Genomic DNA, 2073 nt, shown 5'->3' with positions numbered 1-2073 from the left:
CCCCAGCGCGTCATGGATTCACAGGTACAGCGAGGGCACCGCGGGTGCTGATCAAAGTAATATTTGAGACGCTCAAGAAGACGACTATTGCCCGTAACCTCTGGCGTTTTCGGGCATGGCGGTAGGGTTGTGTGCAAACATGTCAGCTGTTCAGGGGACAATGTACTGAGAGATTTCAGGAACTCTTGGAATTGTGTTTGCTGCATGACGATGGTTCCAATTACACGACAGAAGCCGGTGCTCAGAAGTATAGTTCATGCACCAACATGTATTGTGAACAGAGCCTACACACCCCATCAGAGAGGAATGAGACTGTTCGAATGAACACCTATTGCGATGAGGTCGTTATAAAAATCAATGATGAAAGGGGCGGTGTTTCACAATAGGCTCTACCTCATTTATTTGAACCATTCTACCGAGCTGGCACATCAGGTAGTGTGTGTCGGCCTTTACATGGTGGAAAAGTAATAGCTGGTAACGCCAGCACAGGACTTAGAGTCATTGTTACACGGCCCTGCAAGCAGAAGAAAAAAGCCCCGACTGAAGGTTGCCAGCCAAGGCTTTTAATATCCTGCCAAAATCTTTGATCAGATTTCCTGCAGCATCTCACGTGCAGAGCGGTACTGCAGGTTCTGCGCTTCAGCAACAGACTGACAAGTGATAACACCCTTGCAAACGTTCAGGCCATTCAGCAAGTGCTCATTCTCTTCCAGTGCCTTGCGTGGGCCTTTATCCGCCAGTTCCAGAACAAATGGCAGCGTTGCGTTATTCAGGGCCATGGTAGAAGTACGGGCAACAGCACCAGGCATGTTGGCTACACAGTAGTGAACAACATCATCAACGATGTAAATAGGATCAGCGTGAGTAGTTGCCCTGGAAGTTTCCGCACAACCACCTTGGTCAATAGCTACGTCAACAATGGCAGAACCTGCCTTCATCTTAGCAATCAACTCACGGGTAATCAGCTTAGGCGCTGCAGCACCAGGGATCAGCACACCACCAACAACCAGGTCGGCTTCTGTACAGTGCTGCTCGATAGCGTACTTAGTGGAGAATACAGTTTTGATACTGTTACCAAACTGAGCATCCAGCTTACGCAATACATCTACACTGCGATCAAGAACCACCACATCGGCACCCAGACCAACAGCCATGGCCGCAGCGTTAGCACCAACCACACCCCCACCAATAATTACAACCTTGGCAGGCTCAACACCAGGAACACCACCCAACAGGACACCACGGCCACCCAGGTATTTTTCCAGAGAATGAGCACCAGCCTGAATAGACATACGACCAGCGACTTCAGACATGGGAGCCAGCAGAGGCAGGCGACCTGCATTATCGGTTACAGTTTCATAAGCAATGCAGGTTGCACCAGATTCAATCAGGTCGTTGGTTTGTGGAACGTCTGGAGCCAAATGCAGGTAAGTGAATAAAGTCTGTGCCGGACGAAGGCGCTTACGCTCAACTTCCTGAGGCTCCTTCACCTTTACAATCATTTCTGCTTTTTCAAAAACGTCTTCCGCTGTTGGCAGGACTTGAGCACCAGCAGCTACATAATCATCATCAGTAAAGCCAATTGATGTACCAGCATTAGTTTCAACGACTACACTGTGCCCGTGGGCGACCACTTCATGGGCAGCCATAGGAGTCAGGCCTACACGGTACTCGTGGTTCTTGATTTCCTTTGGAACACCGATGAGCATAATAATCCCTCTATCTTTTATCTTTTAGGTATATACCCCTAGCTTAAGACAAAAAAACCAGTGAATGACTCTGTTATTCCGAATAAAACAGAACATAATTCCATTACAGGTTTTCCGTAAGAGCATTTGCAGGAAAAAAAACTAATCGTTCTAATACATTGTTTCTTTTATGGTTTTCTCAAATTTGTTTTATTATATGAGCAATCAGGTTCCTATCTTCCCTGTTATAAAAGCCAACTATCCAGTCATCCGCCGGCCGTCTTTTTCTATAGTTGTCTTTATTGTGTCACAGAGTCCTCAACCTGAAAGAATGGAGTCCTCAACCTGAAAGAATGGAGTCCTCAACCTGAAAGAATGGAGTCCT

The 2073-nt window shown here is 47.1% G+C and carries 1 protein-coding gene and 1 pseudogene; both read right to left on the bottom strand.

The annotated features are described in order from the left end of the window. Positions 1 to 206 (bottom strand): annotated as a pseudogene (locus QMA35_RS21435) (hypothetical protein); the annotation flags it as partial. A 381-nt stretch (positions 207 to 587) separates the two neighbouring features. After that, positions 588 to 1709, bottom strand: coding sequence for an alanine dehydrogenase (gene ald / locus QMA35_RS21430; RefSeq protein WP_281649172.1), 1122 nt, complete (start codon positions 1707 to 1709; stop codon positions 588 to 590). Between the last annotated feature and the right edge of the window lie 364 nt (positions 1710 to 2073).

This window comes from Parendozoicomonas sp. Alg238-R29 (assembly GCF_947331445.1).
In the GTDB taxonomy this organism is placed as follows: domain Bacteria; phylum Pseudomonadota; class Gammaproteobacteria; order Pseudomonadales; family Endozoicomonadaceae; genus Sansalvadorimonas.
The sequence above is the reverse complement of the archived record's forward strand: the minus strand, read 5'-3'. Positions and strand labels throughout refer to the sequence as shown.